This is a genomic window from Flavobacterium sp. GT3P67 (assembly GCF_004349155.1).
GTDB lineage: Bacteria > Bacteroidota > Bacteroidia > Flavobacteriales > Flavobacteriaceae > Flavobacterium > Flavobacterium ranwuense.
Genome location: NZ_SMLF01000003.1, coordinates 73,912 through 91,099, shown reverse-complemented (window position 1 = coordinate 91,099; position 17,188 = coordinate 73,912). Strand labels below are relative to the sequence as shown.

General features: G+C 34.3%; 16 protein-coding genes and 1 pseudogene. 7 read left to right on the top strand and 10 right to left on the bottom strand.

What is annotated here, in order from left to right:
• Window positions 1-8: 8 nt before the first annotated feature.
• On the bottom strand, window positions 9-293 hold the full coding sequence (locus tag E0H99_RS06755) for a GNAT family N-acetyltransferase (protein ID WP_131993589.1): 285 nt from the start codon (window positions 291-293) through the stop codon (window positions 9-11).
• A 201-nt stretch (window positions 294-494) separates the two neighbouring features.
• Window positions 495-677, bottom strand: coding sequence for a hypothetical protein (locus E0H99_RS06750; RefSeq protein ID WP_131992845.1), 183 nt, complete (start codon window positions 675-677; stop codon window positions 495-497).
• Window positions 678-865: 188 nt separating this feature from the next.
• On the opposite strand from E0H99_RS06750, the gene E0H99_RS06745 reads away from it, so the two are divergent.
• A complete protein-coding gene (locus E0H99_RS06745; RefSeq protein ID WP_131992842.1) occupies window positions 866-1,534 on the top strand; it encodes an alpha/beta hydrolase in 669 nt (222 codons plus the stop codon).
• Between the two features lie 41 nt (window positions 1,535-1,575).
• A complete protein-coding gene (locus tag E0H99_RS06740; protein ID WP_131992839.1) occupies window positions 1,576-2,469 on the top strand; it encodes a lytic transglycosylase domain-containing protein in 894 nt (297 codons plus the stop codon).
• A gap of 542 nt (window positions 2,470-3,011) precedes the next feature.
• On the opposite strand, the gene E0H99_RS06735 is transcribed toward E0H99_RS06740, so the two are convergent.
• Window positions 3,012-3,527: a DUF2892 domain-containing protein gene (locus tag E0H99_RS06735; RefSeq protein ID WP_131992837.1), complete on the bottom strand. Its 516-nt coding sequence runs from the start codon at window positions 3,525-3,527 to the stop codon at window positions 3,012-3,014.
• A gap of 164 nt (window positions 3,528-3,691) precedes the next feature.
• On the opposite strand from E0H99_RS06735, the gene rpmH reads away from it, so the two are divergent.
• On the top strand, window positions 3,692-3,853 hold the full coding sequence (gene rpmH, locus E0H99_RS06730; RefSeq protein WP_007136275.1) for a 50S ribosomal protein L34: 162 nt from the start codon (window positions 3,692-3,694) through the stop codon (window positions 3,851-3,853).
• Window positions 3,854-4,010: 157 nt separating this feature from the next.
• On the top strand, window positions 4,011-6,863 hold the full coding sequence (gene carB / locus E0H99_RS06725; RefSeq protein WP_131992834.1) for a carbamoyl-phosphate synthase large subunit: 2,853 nt from the start codon (window positions 4,011-4,013) through the stop codon (window positions 6,861-6,863).
• Between the two features lie 265 nt (window positions 6,864-7,128).
• Here the strand turns inward: carB and E0H99_RS06720 are convergent, their stop codons facing one another.
• The 4 genes and pseudogenes from E0H99_RS06720 to E0H99_RS06710 all read right to left on the bottom strand — a co-directional run bounded on the left by E0H99_RS06720 (window position 7,129) and on the right by E0H99_RS06710 (window position 9,444).
• Window positions 7,129-7,821 carry an alpha/beta hydrolase gene (locus E0H99_RS06720; RefSeq protein ID WP_131992831.1) on the bottom strand — a complete coding sequence of 231 codons (693 nt, stop codon included), beginning with the start codon at window positions 7,819-7,821 and terminating at the stop codon, window positions 7,129-7,131.
• Between the two features lie 68 nt (window positions 7,822-7,889).
• The gene (locus tag E0H99_RS17410) at window positions 7,890-8,087 is read right to left on the bottom strand and encodes a hypothetical protein (protein WP_240723454.1); all 198 of its coding nucleotides are present in this window, start codon (window positions 8,085-8,087) and stop codon (window positions 7,890-7,892) included.
• Between the two features lie 21 nt (window positions 8,088-8,108).
• Window positions 8,109-8,465, bottom strand: coding sequence for a Crp/Fnr family transcriptional regulator (locus E0H99_RS17405; protein WP_240723453.1), 357 nt, complete (start codon window positions 8,463-8,465; stop codon window positions 8,109-8,111).
• 86 nt (window positions 8,466-8,551) lie between these two features.
• Window positions 8,552-9,444, bottom strand: a pseudogene (locus tag E0H99_RS06710) (dienelactone hydrolase family protein).
• Window positions 9,445-9,775: 331 nt separating this feature from the next.
• Here E0H99_RS06710 and E0H99_RS06705 point away from each other — a divergent pair.
• Entirely contained in the window at window positions 9,776-10,918 is a 1,143-nt protein-coding gene (locus E0H99_RS06705; protein WP_131992828.1) for an FIST signal transduction protein, read from the top strand.
• A 2-nt stretch (window positions 10,919-10,920) separates the two neighbouring features.
• Window positions 10,921-13,965: a PAS domain-containing hybrid sensor histidine kinase/response regulator gene (locus tag E0H99_RS06700; RefSeq protein ID WP_131992825.1), complete on the top strand. Its 3,045-nt coding sequence runs from the start codon at window positions 10,921-10,923 to the stop codon at window positions 13,963-13,965.
• A gap of 154 nt (window positions 13,966-14,119) precedes the next feature.
• On the opposite strand, the gene E0H99_RS06695 is transcribed toward E0H99_RS06700, so the two are convergent.
• From E0H99_RS06695 to E0H99_RS06685, 3 genes are read right to left on the bottom strand one after another with little or no spacing between them, the layout of a single operon-like run.
• Window positions 14,120-14,557 (bottom strand): VOC family protein, encoded by a 438-nt coding sequence (locus E0H99_RS06695; protein WP_131992822.1) that lies wholly within the window; start codon window positions 14,555-14,557, stop codon window positions 14,120-14,122.
• 38 nt (window positions 14,558-14,595) lie between these two features.
• Entirely contained in the window at window positions 14,596-15,243 is a 648-nt protein-coding gene (locus E0H99_RS06690; protein WP_235832126.1) for a dienelactone hydrolase family protein, read from the bottom strand.
• 38 nt (window positions 15,244-15,281) lie between these two features.
• Window positions 15,282-15,917: a phosphoribosyltransferase gene (locus tag E0H99_RS06685; RefSeq protein ID WP_131992819.1), complete on the bottom strand. Its 636-nt coding sequence runs from the start codon at window positions 15,915-15,917 to the stop codon at window positions 15,282-15,284.
• A 290-nt stretch (window positions 15,918-16,207) separates the two neighbouring features.
• On the opposite strand from E0H99_RS06685, the gene E0H99_RS06680 reads away from it, so the two are divergent.
• Complete coding sequence (locus tag E0H99_RS06680; protein ID WP_394346067.1) at window positions 16,208-17,161, top strand: ion channel; 954 nt, start codon at window positions 16,208-16,210, stop codon at window positions 17,159-17,161.
• Window positions 17,162-17,188: the final 27 nt, after the last annotated feature.

Here is a 17,188-nt window from a genome sequence, read left to right as displayed (position 1 = left end):
CCCTTTTTTTATAATCGTATTCCGGGAGGAAGTAACTCTTTGTAAACAGGATTTTTTTTAAAAAAAACTACTATTTTAGGAAGAATAGGTACCACTTTTAATTTTCGTTCAATGGCAATCTCCATGATATTTTTTAGGAAATTAGAAATGAATTCTTCGTTTTCAAATGTTTCGGGCACATTTATTTTTGTTAAAAATATTTTTTTCTCCTGAAATGAATATTCGACAGAAACTAATCCTTCGTCTACCATAGTTTCAAATTGTCTTGAAAAAGTATTGTCTTTGATTTCCATAATGATTCCTGCTTCCATAATAATTAACTTTGATTCATTGGTGTTTCTGCCAATAGTATTTTTAATTTGGTGCTAATCTTGATCTCGAATAGACCGAGATGAGTTATTCCCATGGTATCTCTTACCTTCAAATTTGACTATTAACTTCTATTTCGCTATCAATTAAAAAATAAATAAACTCCGTTTTGAGGAATTTTAGCTTCATATGTCGAGTGAATTGCTATCGAAAATACCTAAATAAAAAAAAGTTTTCTGGTAAATCCAAAGCGCATTTTCGTCATTACTGTCTTTTGGCGAAACGATATTTACAAAGGTATTGATTTGATTCTCAATATCAAATGATTTCTTGGCGTATCTTGGTGCAGCTCCTTCTTTGTCAGTCAATGCTTATAATCGTAATTTTAAGTTAACCAAAATTAGCTTTATTTTTGAATTCTATTCAAAATAGTTTTGCAGTCATAAATTATTGATAATATAAAGTAGTAAATCAGCTTGATTTCAATTAAAAAATTAATTTTATAAAAAAATAGAGATAATAAATCGGACGTTATTGAAAAATAGTTAAAACAATCATGAGTAAAATCCCAGTTTATTTAATGCCAGGATTAGCGGCAAGTACTGCCATTTTTGAGCGAATTGCGCTTCCGGAGGATGCTTTTGAAATTCATCTTTTGGAATGGGAAATTCCTCTTGATAAAGAGTCTTTAGCGGATTATGCGAAGAGACTTACAGTTAAAATTAAACATGCTAATCCCGTTTTAATCGGAGTTTCGTTTGGAGGTATTTTGGTACAGGAAATGGCTAAATATGTTGAAGCTAGGAAAGTTATTATCATTTCGAGTGTCAAAAGTAATGTGGAATTTCCCAGAAGAATGAAAATTGCTAAAACTACCAAAGCCTATAAATTAATTCCCATGAATCTGATTGCAAATATTGAGAGTCTTGCTAAGTTTTCCTTTGGCGAAAAAGTAAATCAAAGACTTAAGCTTTACGAGAAATTTCTCTCGGTTCGAGATATTCGTTATTTGAATTGGGCGGTGGAGCAGGTGATTTTATGGAACAGAACTGCTGCAGATGAAAAAGTAATCCACATTCATGGAGATATGGATGATGTTTTTCCTATAAAATATATCAAGAATTGTGTCGTTGTAAAAGGAGGGACGCATATAATGATTTTGAACAAATACAAATGGTTGAATGAAAATTTACCTTCCATTATATTGGGAACAGAAAAACAGTAAACGCACTTTTATAACTATATGAAAGGCATAAAAAAGAAAAAATGAAATTAATTAATAAAGTTGCCTTGGTCCTTACCGTGATTTTTGCGAGCGGTGTATTTATTTTTGCTGCTAAAAATCCGAACGAAGAAAAAGAGGTAGCAAAAGAAATTGCTAGTGATTTTCCTGTAAAATTGGATTTTGCAGGTGAAGAAACTCCCTTGAAAATATCGGATGTAAAAGAGCGTTTGGACAGAGAGTTGTTGGTAAATGTAAATCTGCATGCGTCCACTATTTTAGCTATAAAAAGAGCGAATCGTGCTTTTCCTGTAATTGAGCCTATTTTAAAAAAGAACGGTATTCCGGATGATTTTAAATATCTGGCAGTTATAGAAAGTGGATTAGTAAATGTGGTTTCGCCAGCAGGAGCAAGAGGAATTTGGCAATTCATGCCTGATACAGCCAAGGAGCGCGGAATGGAAGTCAATGAAAATGTGGATCAGCGCTATGATTTAGAAAAATCAACGCATGCGGCTTGCAGTTATTTTTTGAGTGCCAAAGGAAAATTTGGAAGCTGGACCTTGGCGGCAGCTTCTTATAACGGAGGAATGACAGGTGTGAATAAACAAATTGGCATCCAAAAAGTATCTAATTATTATGATTTGTTGCTTACCGAAGAAACGTCTCGCTATGTTTTCAGGATTTTAGCTTTGAAAGAAATCATGACGAATCCTGTGAAATATGGATTTACCATTGCTCCGGAAGATTTATATGGAATTTTGCCAACTCGAAAAATTGAAATTGATAGTACAATTACAGATTTGGCTGATTTTGCTAAAAGTGAAGGGATTAACTATAAGATTTTGAAAATTCACAATCCTTGGCTCAGGGAAACTAAATTAATAAATGATACCGGTAAAAAATACCAAATCGAGATTCCTTTGAATGGGTATTAACTGATTTTTTGAACCATATATGGCATTTAAGGAAATATGACTGTCCGTTACGAATGCCAAAAAAAATATTTCAATCTCTGTATTAAAATTCAAACTTACAAAAGTGCTTTGTAAAGACCTGTAAATGTTGAATTTAACAAAGAAAACATTGTAATTCTTAAGCAGTGAGGTTTAGAGGTTAAGAGATGCTGGCTTTGTTCTGTTTTAAGAATGAGATTTTTTTTTAAACAAGAAATAAAGATATCAAGCGGCATTCACGACATTCAGTGATTTTTTTAAGAATTTGTTGAAAAAATTGACTCTTAATCTCATTGTTGATGATAGTAAAAAAATAATCATGGTCTGTTTAGCAGGACAGTCATATAAGGAAATATAAGTCACGTAAAAACTAAAATCAGCAATTGCTTAAATGAACTTATATTTCTTATAGGGTTGATTTTAAAAATGTGAAGTAGTTCTGTTCTTGCGAAAAGTAGAATAGGAACCAAATAAAAAAAGGGACAAATGTGTATCATTTGCCCCTTTTTCGATAATTATAAAAATTATATTTTCTTCATTTGTTCTTTCATCATCACAATCTGTTCTTTCAACATATTTTGTTTGTCTAATTTTTTAGCTTCATTCAATAAGGTAGTAGCCTCTAATTTCCTTCTGCGTGTCATTGCAACTCCGGCTAAATTCAATTTGGCTACAGCCAAATCCATATCCATTGATAATCCTAACTCAATTGCTTTTTTGAAATATTTCTCCGCTTGATTGATATTTGTTTGCGAAAGCATGATTCCATGCAGGTAATTAAAGTATCCTTGTTGTTTTTGTACCAAAGCTGTTTCTGGGTTTTTGATGTAAGCCAACCATTTTTTAGCGCCTTCAAAATCTTGTTTTCTTAGTTTTAAGAAGGCTAATAAGATGAATTCGTTTTTAAAGTAAAGGAAAATAGGAAATGCACTCAATAATATAAGGAAAATTCCATTACCGATATTACTTTCTGTAAATTGCCAAATGCCAGTAATGATAATTAGTCCGGCGATAATAAGTTTAATATTTCTGTGAAACATAGTGTGATTATTTTAAGATCACAAATATAGTAAAATGAATTGAAAATATTTTTACAAAACTGCTTGTGAGAAAAAAAAGTCTTTGTATATTTGCACTCGGTTTTAGAATAACAGTTATTCAAAAATAGGAAGACATATAAATAAGATTTTAAAGATACAAAGCAATGAGCAAAAGAACGTTTCAACCATCGAAAAGAAAAAGAAGAAATAAGCACGGATTTATGGACAGAATGGCTTCTGCTAATGGAAGAAAAGTTCTTGCGCGTAGAAGAGCTAAAGGAAGACATAAATTGACTGTTTCTTGCGAACCAAGACACAAAAAATAATGTTTCTATAAACATAAATAAGGCGTTACTTTTTTTAGTATCGCCTTTTTTTATACCTATTCGTTAAAAAAAGTTTAAGATTTACAGTTAAAGGGTTTGAGTTCAGTAACTTTAATCTTTTGAAAACAACAACTACACAACACAATAATACCATACAATGCCAAAAGATACATCCATAAAATCAGTTTTAATAATAGGTTCAGGTCCTATTGTTATTGGTCAAGCGTGCGAATTTGATTATGCAGGTTCTCAATCTGCCCGTTCTATTCGTGAAGAAGGAATTGAAGTTATTTTGATAAACTCCAATCCGGCAACAATTATGACCGACCCAACCATGGCCGATCATGTTTATTTGAAGCCATTAACGACGAAATCAATTATCGAAATCCTTAAAGCCCATCCGCAAATTGATGCAGTTTTACCTACCATGGGAGGACAAACCGCTTTAAACTTGTGTCTGGAAGCAGATGAAAAAGGAATTTGGCAGGATTTCGGAGTAAAGTTGATAGGTGTTGATGTCAATGCCATTAATATTACGGAAGACAGAGAACAGTTCAAACAATTGCTTAAAAAAATTGGGGTGCCTTCTGCACCTGCAGAAATATGTACTTCATATCTTAGGGGAAAAGAAATTGCTCAGGAATTTGGTTTTCCATTAGTAATTCGTCCTTCGTTTACACTTGGAGGAACCGGAGCTGCTATTGTCTATAAAAAAGAAGATTTTGATGAACTTTTAACCAGAGGTTTAGAAGCATCACCAATTCACGAAGTTTTAATTGATAAAGCTTTAATGGGTTGGAAAGAATATGAATTGGAACTTTTGAGAGATAAAAACGATAATGTTGTAATTATCTGTTCTATCGAAAATATGGACCCAATGGGAATTCATACGGGAGATTCAATCACGGTTGCGCCTGCGATGACTTTGTCTGATACGACTTTTCAAAAAATGCGTGATATGGCAATCTTGATGATGCGCAGCATCGGAAACTTTGCCGGAGGTTGTAATGTGCAGTTTGCCGTTTCACCTGACGATAAAGAAGATATAGTAGCGATTGAAATCAATCCTCGTGTATCTCGTTCATCCGCTTTGGCATCAAAAGCAACGGGTTATCCTATTGCAAAAATTGCTTCCAAACTGGCTTTGGGATATAACTTAGACGAATTACAAAATCAAATCACCAAATCGACTTCGGCTTTATTCGAACCAACTTTGGATTATGTGATTGTGAAAATTCCACGTTGGAACTTTGATAAATTTGAAGGAGCTGACAGAACATTGGGACTTCAAATGAAATCCGTTGGAGAGGTAATGGGAATTGGACGTTCGTTCCAGGAAGCGTTGCACAAAGCCACTCAATCATTGGAAATCAAAAGGAATGGATTAGGTGCTGATGGAAAAGGATACACTAACTACGAGCAGATTATCGAGAAACTTACTTTTGCGAGTTGGGATCGTGTTTTTGTAATTTATGATGCTATCGCGATGGGAATTCCGTTGAGTCGCATTCATGAAATTACCAAAATCGATATGTGGTTCTTGAAACAATACGAAGAACTTTATACGTTAGAAAAAGAAATTTCAAACTATAAAGTAGATTCTTTGCCAAGAGAATTATTGTTGGAAGCGAAACAAAAAGGTTTTGCAGACAGACAAATCGCGCACATGGTAGGTTGCTTGGAAAGCCAAGTGCATACGTTGCGTACTACAATGAACATCAATCGTGTATTCAAATTAGTGGATACTTGTGCGGCGGAGTTCAAAGCAAAAACGCCTTATTACTATTCGACTTTTGAAGCCGAAATAGAAAAAGCGGACGGAACACGTTACGTTGACAACGAAAGTATAGTTACTGATAAAAAGAAAATAATTGTTCTTGGGTCAGGCCCAAATAGAATTGGACAAGGAATCGAATTTGATTATTCTTGTGTTCACGGTGTGCTTGCCGCCAAAGAATGTGGCTACGAAACCATCATGATCAACTGTAATCCGGAAACGGTTTCGACTGATTTTGATACAGCCGATAAATTATATTTCGAACCGGTTTTCTGGGAACATATTTACGATATTATCCAACATGAGAAACCAGAAGGTGTTATCGTGCAATTAGGAGGGCAAACGGCTCTTAAATTGGCTGAAAAATTGTCTAAATACGGTATTAAAATTATAGGAACGAGTTTTGATGCTTTGGATTTAGCCGAAGACAGAGGACGTTTCTCTGAACTTTTAACCGATTTGAAAATCCCTTTCCCACAATTTGGTATCGCCGAAACGGCTGACGAAGCTTCGGCTTTAGCAGATGTTTTAGACTTTCCATTATTGATTCGTCCTTCGTACGTGTTGGGTGGTCAGGGAATGAAAATTGTAATCAACAAACAAGAATTAGAAGAACACGTAATCAATTTATTGAAAACGATTCCAGGAAATAAATTGCTTTTAGACCATTATTTAGATGGTGCAATAGAAGCCGAAGCCGATGCAATTTGCGATGGCGAAAATGTGTACATCATAGGAATTATGGAGCATATCGAACCTTGCGGAGTACACTCTGGAGATAGTAACGCGACTTTGCCACCATTTAACTTAGGGGAGTTTGTCATGCAACAAATAAAAGACCATACCAAGAATATTGCGTTGGCTTTGAGAACGGTTGGTTTAATAAATATTCAGTTTGCGATTAAAGATGATATCGTTTATATTATTGAAGCGAATCCTAGAGCCTCTCGTACGGTTCCTTTTATTGCGAAAGCTTACGGAGAACCGTATGTGAATTATGCGACTAAAGTAATGTTAGGCCACAATAAAGTAACCGACTTTACTTTCAACCCACAGTTGAAAGGATATGCCATCAAGCAACCGGTTTTCTCTTTCAGTAAGTTCCATAATGTAAATAAAGCATTAGGACCGGAAATGAAATCAACAGGAGAAAGCATCTTGTTTATTGATGATTTGAAGGACGATCAGTTCTACGAATTGTACTCTAGAAGAAAAATGTATTTGAGTAAATAATACTTGAATTTAGTATATGTAAAAAGCCCCGTTTGGGGCTTTTTTGTGGGATAGTGTTTTATTTGCTTATAGTTACGGGGTCAAAGTCGGAGACGTTTGCCCAGCGCATACAGACTAACTCTTCGTAGAGCGGGGTGGGACGCTCGCACCAGCAGGGTCAGTGCTTTGCGATGGTAGAGAATTATTAAACACTGATGCAAATATGCATAAATGTCCAATTAAGCACTGTTTCTCTACTATTGTAAACCCCTATTAGCGGTATGTTTTATTCAAATGTTGATGCCGCTTCCAAAATCAGCGCTGTTACTTCTTTTGGGTGAGATGCCAAAGAGGCGTGTCCTGCGTCAAGATTAATGATTTTTTTAGGATTCATTCTTTCTGCCATTTCTTTCTGAGTTACTGGTGGTATCATATTGTCTTGATTGGAAATTTGATACCAACTCGGTTTTGTTTTCCACGCTGGTGTACCTGCTATGTCGCCAAAGCATTGGCTGTGGATTGGTCTTTGCGCTAAAGACATTACCAAGGTGTCTTCTTCATTTAAGTCTTGGCAGAAATTTTTGTGATATTCATCATATTTAATCCATAAAAATCCTTTAGCATCGGGGTAAATACTGGCTCCTCCCGAGGAAGCTCGTCGACCTAAAAGTGCGCCTAAACTGTCACCTGCATCGGGTGCAAATCCAGCAATGAATACCAAGCCGACAACTTTGTCGTGGTTTCCTGCTCCTGAAATTACTGCTCCTCCGTAAGAATGTCCCACCAATAGGACTTTTTCGTCTTGTGCATCAATTAAATCGTTTGTTTTGTTGATGTCATCTTGCAATGAGGTTAAAGGATTTTGAACGCTACGTACTTTATAACCTTCTTTTACCAATGCAGGAATTACGTGTTGCCAATGGGAGCCATCGCCCCAAGCACCATGGACCAAAATAATGGTCAAGTCTTTTGTTGCCATAATTTTTATTTTTTAAATTGTTATAACACAAAGCTATCCACTTAAAATTCAATAAACATTCACTTAAGTTAATTAGTAGAAATTCGTTTTCTTATTCTGCTAAGAGATTGTGGCGTAATACCCAAAAAGCTTGCAATGTGTTTTTGGTGGATTTGTTGGAAAACCAATGGGTTTTCTTTTAATAGATTCTTATATCGTTTTTCAGGGGTATAGTATAGTAAGTCTTCGATTCTTTTTTTTGCATCAAGATATAATTTTTCTGTCATTTTTCGACCGAATTCCTGCCATTAAGCTTCTTTGTTATATAATTTTTGTAAATCATCCTTATGTAAAAGCAAAAGTTCTGATTTGTGAATTGCTTGTATGTTTAATTTTGATTTTTTGTCACACAATATACTTTCATAATCAGTAAAGAATTGATTATGAAAATGAAAAATAAAGCTTATGTCATTACCATTTTCATTGTTATAAAAACTTCTCATCGTACCGTTTTTTACAAAACCAATATACTGGCATTTCTCTTCCTGTTGTAAAAAGAACTCTGATTTTCCAAGCGTAATACTTTTCAAAAGAGAAAAAAACTCTTCAAAATGTTCAACATCTACTTGAAACAGGCCACCGTATTTTTGAAAGTTATCAGACATTTTTTTATAGCTATTAAATGTAGCTAAATTCGCTATTGCTTTGTGTTTACAAAATATTTGAACTTTTGCATAACATAATTCTGAAATTATTTCTTCTTCAATTTCTTCTTGAAAAAATCAATGGTTCTTGTCCACGATAAAGTTGCGGCTTTTTCATCGTATCTGGGCGTGGTATTGTTATGAAAACCATGATTCACTCCGGGATAGAAATAAGCGGTGTGTTCTACTTTGTTCTTTTTAAGTATAGCTTCAAATGCAGGCCAACCCTCATTTACGCGAGTATCTAAACTGGCATACTGCGCCATAATGGGTGTTTTTATTTTTTCGGCTTCTTCGGCAGTGGGTTGTCCTCCGTAATAGGGAACTGCGGCGCATAAATCTGGGATTTTGACCGCCATCATGTTGGCAATCCAACCGCCAAAACAAAATCCTACCACACCGATATGACCATTACAATCTTTGTGTGATTTTAAGTATTCATAAGCTGCAATGAAGTCTTCGAGCATTTCTTCACGGGTACGTTTTTTCTGTAATTCCCTTCCCGCATCATCATTCCCTGGATAACCGCCCAGTGGAGATAAGGCATCGGGTGCCAAAGTGATGAATCCTTCCACGGCAGCTCTTCGTCCTACATCTTCAATATACGGATTCAGTCCACGGTTTTCATGTACAACAATAATTCCCGATAATTTTTTTTGGTTCCTGTGGGTTGGGATAAAAGGCCTTTGATTTTTCCACCGCCTTTAGGAGAATCGTAGATTATAAATTCTGATTTCAGCCTTGGATCACCGGGTTTAATCAAAATAGAATCCAGGTAATTTGGTGTCATAAAGCTAAGAAGTGACGGAAGCGTAAGCGTTCCTACCGCAAACAAGGATAGTTTCTCGACGAATTGTCTTCTTTCAATTTTGTTATGGGCGTAGTCATCGTATAAGTCAAATACTTCCTGACTGATATCTTCTTTGGTTAGTTTTTTCATAGCATTTATTTTGATTCAACTAATTTAGGAAAAAAAGCGATTGTTTTATCAAACTCCAAAAATGCCGTTTTAAGGAATTGGCAATTGTAAATTTACTTTTAAGTTTTTTCTTTCTTTTTTTAAAATAGCGAGATTGATTCTTTTTTACTATTTTAGTAAAGGATTAAGCTTGGGATTAGAGCGCAATGTATACTCTTAAGATTCACATTTTTTAGGACTATTTTTTTTAAAATCTTTAAAATCGCATTAATAAATAATTGGCATATTGAAAATATAGAGATGTTATTCTTCTAAATGGTATTAACTAAGTCTTTCTAACATAAAAATAGGTATGAAAATAGCGTCATTATTGTACAAAAACAATATTTTTTTCAGAGAAAGAAATAATGAGAATATGAATTTCAATGAAGCCCAATTAATAATTGGTTTCGGATCAAGGGAGTTACTGTCTCAAGACAATCCCTTTAATGAAATTAAAATTAAATTTCCAAATGCCCAAATTGCATTATGTTCCTCTGCTGGAGAAATTTTTAAAAATGAAGTTTTAGACAACACAATCTCATTGGTTGCCCTTCAATTCAAATCAACTTCTTTAGAAACTACACAAGTTCGTATCGATGATTATTCTTCCAGCTTTGAAGCGGGTAAAGCACTTATTCAAAATTTTTCACAAGAAAATTTAAAACTCATTTTTGTGCTATCCGATGGCGGAAAAGTAAACGGGAGCGAACTGGTAAAAGGAATGAATTTCTTAAAGAATAATGAGGTTTTAATAACAGGTGGCTTAGCTGGCGATGGAACAAAATTTGAAAAAACAATTGTAGGGTTAAATCAAAGACCCGAATCAGGAAATATTATTGCGATAGGTTTTTATGGGGATAAATTGGTTTTGTCTCATGGTTCATCAGGAGGTTGGGAAGCTTTTGGTATAGAAAGGACTATTACCAAAGCGAAGGCAAATGTTTTATTTGAAATAGACCATAAAAGTGCACTTGGCATATATAAAAAGTATTTAAGGGAATATGCGGATGAACTACCAGAGTCAGCGCTGCATTTTCCGTTATCAATTAAATTAGATGAAGATCAGGACCCTGTTGTTAGGGCTATTCTTTCTATTGATGCTGAAAATCAAACGATGACTTTTGCAGGAGACATTCCGGAAGGAAGTAAAGTCCGGTTTGCGAAAGCAAATTTTGACCAATTAATTGATGCCTCAACTGAGGCTGCAATTTCTTGTTTAGAAATGTCCAAAGACAAGCCTAAATTAGCGATACTAATCAGTTGTGTTGGCAGAAAAATACTTCTTGGAAATAGAGTTGAGGAAGAAGTTGAGGCAGTGGAAGCTATTTTTGGAGACCATACCACACTTACTGGCTTTTATTCTTATGGAGAAATTTCGCCATTAAAACCATTAGCAAATTGTGAACTTCATAACCAGACAATGACCATCACTTGTATAAACGAAATAGACTAATTATGGGTTTTCATAAACTTTTGCAGAAACAAATAAAGCAGTACTTGACTCTTGAATTTGCCGAAAATAATGAGTTTAAATCTTTTTTTAAGGCGATTAATGACTCTTATCTGACTTTTGAAAGAGATAAAAATTTGATGAATCACGCTTTTCAAGAAAGCGAAAAAGAATACCGCGAAGTTAATGAAGATTTAAAAAGCGAGGATGAATTAAAGACGAACACCATTAAAAATCTATATGAAAGCCTTCAGGAAGATGAAGAAAATTACGATACTTTTAATGAAGAAGAAAAGAACAATTCACTCTTTATTTCTAGGTATATAAGCGAACAAATTAGAAAAAGAAAAGAAACTGAAAATCGGCTCTCACGAACGGTTGAATTATTAAAAACATTATTGGCCAATCTTCCGGCAGGGATTTTAATGGAAGATGAAAACCGAAAACTATTGTTTACCAATCAATCGTTTTGCGATGTATTTTCAATTCCAATACTACCCGAAACCATGATTGGGGTGGATTGTACCAACTCAGAAGAACAGTACAAAAGCTTGTTTAAGGAACCTGAAGCTTTTAGTCCCAGAATCAATGAAATTTTAGCCGAAAGAAAGGTTGTGACTAATGAACTTCTGGAGAGGATTGACGGCCGGTTTTTAGAAAGAGACTATATACCAATTTCTATAGGTAATGAATCTGAAGGTCATCTTTGGAGGTATGTAGATGTTACCCAAAGCATACAAAATAGGAATCTTTTGGAACAAAGTGAGAAGCGAAGCAGACTCATCATGAATGCTTCGTTAAATGCTATTATAACGATAGACAGCAATGGGATTATTACTTTTTGGAACAGCCCTGCCGAAACTATTTTTGGTTGGGAGAAAGAGGAAGTGTTAGGAAAAGATTTATCAGAAATAATTATTCCTCATCAATATGCTGAAGCACATAACAGAGGAATGAAGCACTATATGAAAACGGGTGACGGCCCTGTTTTAAACAGACATTTTGAAATTACGGCCATAAACAGAAACGGAAATGAATTTCCCATAGAAATTTCCATAATTCCTATAAAACAGAATGGCGAAACATTTTTCTGTTCCTTTATTCAGGATATCTCAGAAAGGAAAAAAGCAGAAGAAAATCTAAAATCTCAAGAAGAAAAATACCGAAATATTATTGCCAATATGAATCTTGGTTTAATGGTGGTTGATAACGATGAGATCATTCAATTTGCCAATCAGAGTTTTTTATCCATTTCCGGTTATGAAATGGATGATCTTCTGGGAAAAAATGCATCAGAGGTTTTTGCTACTGAAGAAAATTCTGAGATTATGAATTCCAAAAAGGAAATGAGAGAAAATGGAGTTTCTGATGTTTACCAACTATGTGTGAAAAACAAAAGTGGTGAGTCAAGATGGTGGGCAATAGGCGGGGCACCGGAATATGATGACAAAGGGGAATTAATTGGCTCCATTGGGATCCATTTGGATGTAACCGAACAAAAACAGCTGGAAATCGCCCTTGAAAAAGAGAAAATAAAAGCTCAGGAAGCTTCAAAAGCTAAAGAAGCTTTTTTGGCCAATATGAGCCATGAAATAAGAACACCGCTTAATGCAATTATTGGATTTTTAAGAGAATTAGAAAAACAGGAACTTACGGAACTTCAAAAGAAATATATTGAAAACAGTTCCATTGCTTCGAAGCATTTATTAGCCATTATTAATAATATTTTAGATATTTCAAAAATTGAAGCAGGCGAGATGTCGCTTGATTATGAAGATTTTGTTTTTGAAAATGCTATAACTAACGTAATCAGTGTGCTTCAGTCTAAAGCAGAACAAAAAGGATTAAATCTTACTGCGAATATTTCAAAAGCGATTCACCAAGTGTTAAATGGAGATGCCTTACGATTGGAACAAATATTGTTTAATCTTGTTGGTAACGCCTTAAAGTTTACCCAAAAAGGAGAAATAGCTGTTAATTGTGAACTCATAAGCGATACCGATATTTCCCAAGAAGTGAGTATTTCTATTTCGGATACAGGAATAGGCATGGATAAAAAATTTGTTGATACTATCTTTAATAAGTTTTCTCAAGAAGACAAAGCAATAACCAGAAGATACGGAGGTACGGGTTTAGGTATGGCTATAACTAAAGAGTTTGTTCAATTAATGGAAGGAAGAATTGATGTTGAAAGTGAAAAAAATAAAGGAACAACAATTCGAATTAATCTTAGTTTTAATAAAGGCAATGAAAAAAATATAAATAAGATACATGTTGATAAAGAGTCAGTGCGAATAGACAATATATCAATCCTTTTGGTAGAGGACAATGATTTAAATAGGTTGGTAGCCCAAAATTCTTTGCAATATTTCAATTGTAAAGTAACCGAAGCAGAAAACGGACTTGAAGCGCTCGAAATTTTGAGAAGACAAGATTTTGATATTATCCTCATGGATATCCAAATGCCGGAAATGGATGGTATTGAGGCTACAAAAATTATAAGAAATGAATTTAAACTTACTACGCCAATTATTGCTCTGACTGCAAATGTTTTTAAATCTGAAATTGAAAAATGCCGTGAAGCAGGGATGGATGACTATATAGCTAAGCCTTTTGATGAGAAAGTAATGATTGAAACTATTGCTAAACATGTCAGAAATAATACGACTTCGTTGTCAGTGAATGCGAAAGAGATTGCCAGTACGAATAAACTATACAATCTAAATTCAGTATATGATTTAAGTAAAGGAAATGTGAAATTTATAGATTCAATGATGCTAATTTTTGTAGAGCAAACTGCAGTTATACTTGAAAAAATAGAACATAAAATTATTAACAATAATTTTATGGAAGTGGGGCAATTGATACATGAAATAAAGCCCAGTATAGAAATTTTCAAAATAAATTCCATTATTGACGATGTAAAAACTCTTGAAAAATTGGTTAGGGAAACGCAAGATAAAGAGCAAATGTTAGCCCTTTTTGAATCAATAAATATAGTACTGAAAAAAGCTGTTGCTCAGATACAGGAAAATGAACTTCGTAAATGAGATGTAATATAAGAATATTAAGAAAAAATCTCTGGAAATCCTACATTGTAGACCCAAATATTGGGCTTGATGTTTAAACACGCATTTCACAAATTTACACGAATTAATTCATGTAAATTTGTGAAATTCGTGTTTTACTTTTTTCAGGTGTGTTTTATTTCGCTTGATTTTTATCAAAATTCACCATCCAGTTGACCCCGAATTTATCGGTAAAAGTTCCAAAATAGTCACCCCAAAACGCATCTTCCATTGGCATTCCCACTTTTCCGCCTGCTGAAAGCGCATTGAATAATTTGTCAGCTTCTTCTTTGCTTTCTGCATTGATGGAAATCGAGAAATTATTCCCATAAATGGTTTTGGTTCCAAAGGATTCGAAGCTGTCACTTCCCATTATAGCCGTTTCTTTACTAATGGGTAAGGATACATGCATTATTTTTTCTGCTTCTCCAGGAGGACAAGTTTTGCCGTCCATCGGTGGCATGTCCTTAAATTTTCCAAAATAAGAAAATTCACCGCCAAAAACTGATTTGTAAAAATTGAACGCTTCTTCGCAATTCCCATTATAGGTGATGTACGTGTTTACTGTTGCCATTGTGATTGTGTTTAATTGTTAAACTTTTATGTGTGTTATTATTCTTTTTTGTTTACCAAATGCCTTTTGTACCAAACAATTGCTAAATCAGCTACTTCAAGTAATTTTCCAGGTTCTTCAAAAAGGTGTGTTGCTCCGGGGATTATTTTTATTTTTTTTACGGATTCTAATTGACCGTAGGCCATTTTATTCATGCCAATAACCGCAACATCAAGACCGCCTACAATGAGCAGAGTGGGAGCGGTTACCTGTGGCAATTCGGTAATGGCTAAATCTGGACGTCCGCCACGGGAAACTACCGCTTTTATTTTTTTCTTAAAATAAGCTGCCGCCCGCAATGCCGATGCAGCTCCAGTACTTGCACCAAAATAACCTATGGGCAAATCTTTAATGTTCTTATAGTCCATCAGCCATTGCGTCGTTTCTATCAATCGGTCACTCAGTAAATCAATATTGAATCGATTCTCATAAAGTTTATCTTCTTCTTCCGTGAGTAAGTCAAAAAGAAATGTGCCTATCTTTTGTTTTTGAATCAACTCGGCTACCACTCTGTTTCGGGAACTGAATCTGGTACTGCCACTTCCGTGAGAAAAAATGACTATTGCTCTTGCATTTTCAGGAATTATCAAATCTCCTTTCAATGTTACAGATGATAAAGGGATATCTAAATCTAATTTCTCCATCATTTCAAATTTTAAAAATAAAACCGCATCTTAAAATCATATTATTCAGTGCTAATGGGAAGACGCAACAATTGTATCACTTCCTTATCTTCCACTTGATTGAATTCTTCGTAAAATCCGCTTACTCCACTAAAATATTTGGGAGCCATCAAATAGACAAACTCATCAGTATTTTTTTTAAATACAGGCACGGTGTCATAAGGTATTACAGGCGTGGCGACAATTATTTTTGCAGGTTTTTTTTTTCGTAACATTGCGATACTGGCAAGCAAAGTATTTCCTGTAGCGATGCCATCATCTACTAAAATTATATTTTTCCCTTTTATATCCTGCGGTTTTCTGTTGCCCACGTAGAGCTCGTATTTCTCTTTCATTAATTTCCGCAGTCGGATAATTTCATCATCAATGTACTTTTTGGGAATATTTGAATGCTCATCAAGAATCATGGAATCTGATGAGACGGCACCAATCGCAAATTCTTTATTATTAGGATGTCCTATTTTTTTTGAGAGCACAATATCTAAAGGAAGATGTAAGTTTTTAGCAATTACATATCCCACAGGCACGCCACCTTTGGGAACGGCAATTATTATGGTATTGCTATTCTGGTACTTTTTTAGTTTCTCCGAAAGCAATAAACCAGCCTCAATTCTATCTTTTAATATCTCGTTATACATAATTTTGAGTTTTATGTAAAAGAATAAAATTACACATAAATATTGATTTTCAAATGATTGCGATTTTTTTTTAAAATATATTAGTGTTGAGATTATAAATTATGCTAAAAAAATTATTGAAAAGGAATATTAAGGACGATTAAAAAACATGGTTTTTACAAATGAAAAAGTAGCATAATAAAAAACAATTTAGACTAAGGAAAGACTTATTTAAAAACTAAAATCACTACTTATTTATAAAATGTTTTTTGCTATTTTTACTTCACAACAAATGGATAGTAATAACTGCAATGAAGAAAATAAATTCAAAAGCAAAGGCAGATACGAATACTGGTTTTGGAACAAATGCTAATAATTATGGTGGACGTTTTGTGAATAAAAATGGATCTGCTAATGTAGAAAAGCGAGGCATGCAACTTTTGCATCGCATTAGTTGGTATCATACCATGATTGATTTGCCAAGATGGAAATTTATGTTAATTCTTCTTTTATTCTATGTGGGGATGAATTTTTTATTTGCGTTGCTGTACTATGCAATTGGAATCGAAAATTTGAATGGGATTGATTCTTCAGGTTCAAATTGGGTTAAATTTGGTCAGGCCTATTTTTTTAGTGCACAAACATTTACAACAGTGGGGTATGGGCACATTAGTCCTTCCGGTTTTTTAACCAGTTTATTAGCGGCTGTAGAGGCATTGATAGGATTGTTGAGTTTTGCAATTGCGACCGGTTTATTCTTTGGGCGTTTCAGTAAGCCCACCGCTTTTTTGAAGTTTTCACACAATGCCCTGATCGCTCCTTATGGGGAAACAAAAGGTTTAATGATTAGGATTACACCTTTTAAAAATACTAATTTTACTGATGCCGAAGCTAAAATGACGCTCGGAATGAGTGTGGAAGAGAATGGTGCAAAGACTAATAAATTTTATTCTTTAGCATTAGAATTGGAAAGAATAAATGCATTAACCTTAAGCTGGACTTTGGTGCATCCCATAACAGAAAACAGCCCACTTTATAACTTAACCAAAGAAGATTTTGATAATATTCATGGTGAAATCCTTGTTTTTATAAAAACCTTTGATGATATGTTTAGTAATACCGTTGCCATTCGTACTTCGTATACTTTTGAAGAAGTTATTTACGGAGCAAAATTTGAACCTATGTATACGCGAAGCACTGATAATTCCAAAACTATTCTTGATTTAGACAAATTAAATGCCTTTTACAACGTCACTTTAGAATAATACAATAGTTTTCAAATTATTTCAAAT